At 36.3% G+C, this 5346-nt stretch carries 5 protein-coding genes; 1 reads left to right on the forward strand and 4 read right to left on the reverse strand.

The annotated features are described in order from the left end of the window. The 4 genes from hemE to hemA form a co-directional block, all read right to left on the reverse strand. Positions 1–956, reverse strand: a 956-nt coding sequence (gene hemE, locus ACEYOS_RS02415) for a uroporphyrinogen decarboxylase (RefSeq protein ID WP_373797491.1), incomplete at its 3' end; no start/stop codon positions are given. A 32-nt stretch (positions 957–988) separates the two neighbouring features. Beyond that, positions 989–1678, reverse strand: coding sequence for a uroporphyrinogen-III synthase (locus ACEYOS_RS02420; RefSeq protein ID WP_373709713.1), 690 nt, complete (start codon positions 1676–1678; stop codon positions 989–991). Between the two features lie 48 nt (positions 1679–1726). Next, positions 1727–2641: a hydroxymethylbilane synthase gene (hemC, locus tag ACEYOS_RS02425; protein WP_373709712.1), complete on the reverse strand. Its 915-nt coding sequence runs from the start codon at positions 2639–2641 to the stop codon at positions 1727–1729. After that, positions 2628–3902, reverse strand: coding sequence for a glutamyl-tRNA reductase (hemA, locus tag ACEYOS_RS02430; protein ID WP_373709711.1), 1275 nt, complete (start codon positions 3900–3902; stop codon positions 2628–2630). The genes hemC and hemA overlap by 14 nt, the downstream gene beginning before the upstream one ends. Positions 3903–4153: 251 nt before the next feature. On the opposite strand from hemA, the gene ACEYOS_RS02435 reads away from it, so the two are divergent. Further along, entirely contained in the window at positions 4154–5179 is a 1026-nt protein-coding gene (locus tag ACEYOS_RS02435) for a rod shape-determining protein (protein WP_373709710.1), read from the forward strand. Positions 5180–5346: the final 167 nt, after the last annotated feature.

Raw genomic sequence — 5346 nt, forward strand, 5'->3', positions numbered from 1 at the left:
CCGTGTCCTAGATTGGCAATGTACCGGTCTTTCCCAAAACGATTAATCATTTCGCCTACCATTTTCGTGATGGTTGCGGGTGAAGAGTTCAATCTGTTAGGATCAAAATTCCCTTGCAAAGTCATGGTGTGATTCGTTAGCGTTCTTGCTAATTCCGGAGTGATTGTCCAGTCAACACCCAATGCAGAAACTTTAGATAAAGTCATTTCTTCTAAAGCGAACCAACATCCTTTACCAAAAACCACAACATGCGTTAACGGACTTAAGGCTTCTACAATTTGATTAATATACGGCCAAGAGAATAGTTGATAATCTTCTGGTGACAACGATCCGCCCCAAGAATCAAATACCTGAACCGCTGAAACTCCTTTTTCAACTTTTCTTTTCAAATAAGCGATTGTCGTATCAGTGATTTTCTGTAATAATAAATGAGCTGCTTCAGGATTTCTGAAACAGAAGCTTTTAGCAACATCCCACGCTTTAGAACCTTTTCCTTCGATGCAATAACAAAGGATTGTCCAGGGTGAACCGGCAAAACCGATCAAAGGAATGTCATTGTCTAACTTTATTAAAGTAAGTTCGATGGCGTCAAAAACGTATCCTAGAGTATCATTAACATCAGGAACTTCAATATTTTGAACATCTTCTAAAGTACGAATTGGTTTTTCTAACCAAGGCCCAATTCCTTCACGCATCTCGAAATCCATGCCCATCGCTTGGGGAACAACTAAGATATCGGAGAACAAAATCGCGGCATCCAAAGGATATCTGCGAATCGGCATCATGGTAATTTCCGACGCCAATTCTGGCGTACGACATCGGGTGAAGAAATCATATTCATCACGCATCGCACGAAATTCAGGCAAAAATCTTCCTGCCTGTCTCATCATCCAAACCGGCGGACGTTCTACTGTTTCGCCTCTTAATGCCTTTAAATATAAATCGTTTTTAATCATAATCTTTAAATAAAATCAGAAACCGAAGTTTCTTAATGGGAGGTTACGGTTTCTCCTTCTTTTTTAACTAATTTAAGCAAAGCGCTTAAGTCATTGTCTTTGCCTATAAATATTTTTTGAGTAGTATATTTTGCAACTTCTGCTGCGGTCGTTTCGCCAATCGCGTAGATTTGCTGAAAGTCGAGTTTGTTATTTTTGACGAAACTGCGTACACCGCTTGGGGAGAAAAATGCAATTGCATCATGCTTTTCCGTATGTTCAGGGAATAACAATTTAGTTTCATAAACGACCACTTTCTTGTAACCTATGTTTTGTAAAGGTAATTTCTCCTGAAGAATGTCTAAGGCTAAATTCCCACAGAAGTGGATAAACTTTTCTTTAGAACAACTTTCAATAATGAATTCTGAAAGTTCTTTTGCATTCTTCTTGGTTTTAAAAACTCCAAAACCATATTTTCGCAAGTGTGCTTTCGTCTTTTTTCCGACGCAGTAAATTTTGTTGTAATTTTTATCGGCAAAGTTTTCCTGAGGTTTAAAACCATTTTTGAAAAATGACTCTACTCCATTAACACTGGTGAAAATTAAAGATTTGTTTCCTAAAGGAAATGGTGCAAGCTCGAGAAGATTAATTTTAATAACCTCTAAAAAATGACTTGAAAATTCTGTCCCAAGGATTTTAGCAACTTCTTTTTCATCAAGCTTTTTTGTAAACAGAATATTCATTAAAAATAAATTATCAATAATTCCTATTATATACTACGTTTGAGAATACTAGTGCAGGCGCAATTTAATTTCTTGCATCAACTCTCTTCCGCCGTCATTTAAAATTTTCTGAGCCAATTGCTCACCGAAATTTTCATGGTGATTCCAGGAGAAAATCTCGTCGATTTCGAGACAGTTTTTTCCATCTAAAGAACATAATCTTCCGATAAATCTCACTTCATCTTTTTCATTAATTTCTGCAAAAGCTCCAATTGGCGCAGTACAACCTCCTTCTAAAGCCCTTAGGAAATTTCTTTCAACCTCGATACAAATACGGGTTTTGCGATCGTTAACTTCTTCGAAAAGAGATTTGATCTCATGATCATCGGCTCTTGCACAAACAGCAACAACTCCTTGCGCCGGCGCAGAAATCATCATCGGAAGAAATTCATAATCAACAGATAAACCCATTCTTTCAATCGCTGCCAAAGAGAACAAAGTAGCATCGAAATCCTGATCTTCTAATTTCTGAAGACGCGTCTGTACATTTCCGCGGATGTCACAAAATTCTGTTTCAGGATAATGTTTTGCCCAAAAGGCACGACGTCGTAAACTGCTGGTTGCAATTTTCAATTCGTGTAATTCTTTATTTTTCGACGTTGATTTTCTTACCAAGACATCTTGCGGAAAATCACGTTTTAAAACCGCGATGATCTCTATATTTTCGGGAAGTTGTGTTGGAATATCTTTTAAAGAATGAACGGCAATATCCACTTCTTTATTCAATAAAGCAATATCCAAATCTTTGGTGAAAACTCCGGTAATGCCCATTGCATAAAGCGGTTCGGTAAGATTTTTATCTCCTGTAGAAATAATCGGAGTGATATCGGTTTTATAATTATTGTTTTGCAGATTGCGGGCAACTTCTCTTGCCTGCCACAATGCAAGTGGTGAATTTCTTGTTCCTATTTTAATGCTTCTCATTGAACTCTTTATTTGGTTGCTCTACTAAAATTTCGTGCATTAATTTACTAATTTCTTCGGCTTTCCAAGGATTATCAATCATATATTTCGCAAAACGATTGGTGATTTTCTGAATCATCTTGTCGGAAAGCTGCATATCATCCACTTCTATATAATGATGTTTCTTGTGAATCTTATGCATTTCATTGCGCTCCATATTTTTTAACATCGCTTTTAAATGATGAATATTTGGAGCTAATTTTCTTTTCTTTTCCCATTCCAGAAAGTCTTTGGTCATTTCTTTAATGATCTCCTCGGCTTTTGGAATTTCCTTTTGACGTTGTACCATCGTCTCATTAATGTGAAGCGATAACTGATCCACATCAACCAAACTTACGTTTTCATTTTCCATTACATCTTTCGCCACATTATTGGGAATGGAAAGATCAATCACCAAAGTTTCCTTTCCATTAGGGAAATGCGACTTATTAATGATTGGATGTTGAGCTCCGGTGGCTACAATCAAGATATCTGTTTTGCTTAACTCATCTTGAAAAGTATCAAACTCAATATACGGAATTTGGTATTTTTCAGCAATTTTCTCTGCTTTATCAGCTGAACGGTTGGCGATTTTTACTTTAGGCTTGTAAACATGCTTCACCAAATTTTCTACGGTGTTTTGTCCGATTTCTCCGACACCTAAAAGTAGAATGTTTTTATCTGAAATTTGAAGCTGATTTTTTAAAATATAATGAACCGCAGCATAAGAGACCGAAGCTGCTCCGTTGGAAATACCCGTTTCGTTCTTAATTCTTTTAGAAATCTGAATTGCAGAGTTGATGGCTCTTTCCATGAAAGGATTAGAATATTTCTTTTCTTTTCTAAAACGGTGGTAAGCATTTTTGATTTGACCAATGATTTCAAAATCACCAATAATCTGGCTTTCCAGTCCTGCAGCAACGCGGAAAAGATGATTCAGGGCTTCTTCATGTTTTACAATATTGACATATTTCATGAAGTCGGTTAGACTAACGCCCACAATTTTGCAGTATAATTCTGCGATCAAAAGATAATTTTGAGTGGTGGTATAAATTTCGGTTCTGTTGCAAGTGGAAACCACAAACGCATCGCCTAAATTCATATCGTGAATTTCGCTTACGAAATGTTTTATATTCTCATCAAAAAAGGCAAATTTTCCCCGTATTTCTGCATCAGCTTTTTCAAAACTGACACTAAGAACGGCGAAATTAGCGGTTTGATGAATGTTATTATCCTTAGTCATAGAGCAATCGCAAATTTAAGGTTTTAAATTGAATTGGTGAAGGATATAAAATATGAAGATTATCACCAAAATCTATACTTGCTTCTCAAAAATTGAGAAAGATTGGCGAAAATGAAATATTTTGGAAATTAAAAAGTTATGATAGAATCACCTTCAAAAATTATTAAAATTTTAACCAAAATTAGCAAAAATCTAATTTTTAGAACGGTTCTAAATTTATATCTTTGTACACTTAAAAAAATTAGCAGAAAATGGGGTTATTTGATATGTTCACGCAAGATATTGCGATTGACTTAGGTACAGCAAACACACTTATTATACACAACAATAAAATTGTGGTTGATCAACCATCGATTGTAGCGATTGAGCGTTCAACCGGAAAACCAATTGCAGTTGGGGAGCAAGCGAAACACATGCAGGGAAAAACGCATGAAGATATAAAAACAATCAGACCTTTGAAAGATGGCGTAATCGCTGATTTTCACGCATCTGAGCACATGATCAAGGAGTTCATTAAACAAATTCCGGGAATCAAGGGAAAACTTTTTCAACCGACTTTAAAAATCGTAATTTGTATTCCATCTGGAATTACCGAAGTTGAAAAACGAGCGGTAAGAGATTCTGCTCAAAAAGTAAATGCAAAAGAAGTTCGTTTAATTTATGAACCAATGGCAGCTGCAATCGGTGTCGGAATCGATGTACAGAAACCGGAAGGAAATATGATCATCGACATAGGTGGTGGTACTACTGAAATCGCAGTGGTTGCTCTAGGAGGAATCGTTTGTGACAAATCTGTAAAAATCGCAGGTGACGTATTTACCAATGATATCGCTTACTATTTAAGAACGCATCATAATTTATATATTGGGGAAAGAACTGCGGAGAGAGTAAAAATCGAAGTTGGTTCTGCGGTTGAAGATCTTGATGTTGATATCGAAGATATTCCAGTTCAAGGACGTGATTTAATTACGGGTAAGCCAAAAGAAATTATGGTGAATTACAAAGAAATCGCACGCGCTTTGGATAAATCGATTGTTAGAATTGAAGATGCGGTTATGGAAACACTTTCATTAACTCCACCAGAATTAGCGGCTGATATTTACAAAACAGGAATTTATCTTGCTGGAGGTGGTGCTTTGTTAAGAGGACTTGCAGACAGACTTCACAAGAAAACTGGCTTACCGGTTTTTGTAGCTGAAGATCCACTAAGAGCGGTAGTTCGTGGAACAGGAATCGCTTTGAAAAACATGGATAAATTCAACTTCTTAATTAAATAATTAATCACTTTTTTACGAAATTAACGGATGGGATTTTTGCTGAGATTGTTTTCGAAGAACAGTTTATTCGTCTTCTTTATATTTCTGCAACTCATAGCTATCGTATTGATTTTCAGCAGAAACTCAATGCAACAGTCGTGGATTGCAGGGCAATCTGCTGCATTTAA

The organism is Kaistella sp. (assembly GCF_041824135.1).
In the GTDB taxonomy this organism is placed as follows: Bacteria; Bacteroidota; Bacteroidia; order Flavobacteriales; family Weeksellaceae; genus Kaistella.

Excerpts from the sequence above, each read along its gene's own strand:
- ACEYOS_RS02420 (WP_373709713.1), bottom strand. The coding sequence starts at position 1,678 with ATGAATATTCTGTTTACAAAAAAGCTTGATGAAAAAGAAGTTGCTAAA.
- hemC (WP_373709712.1), bottom strand. The coding sequence starts at position 2,641 with ATGAGAAGCATTAAAATAGGAACAAGAAATTCACCACTTGCATTGTGG.
- hemA (WP_373709711.1), bottom strand. The coding sequence starts at position 3,902 with ATGACTAAGGATAATAACATTCATCAAACCGCTAATTTCGCCGTTCTT.
- ACEYOS_RS02435 (WP_373709710.1), top strand. The coding sequence starts at position 4,154 with ATGGGGTTATTTGATATGTTCACGCAAGATATTGCGATTGACTTAGGT.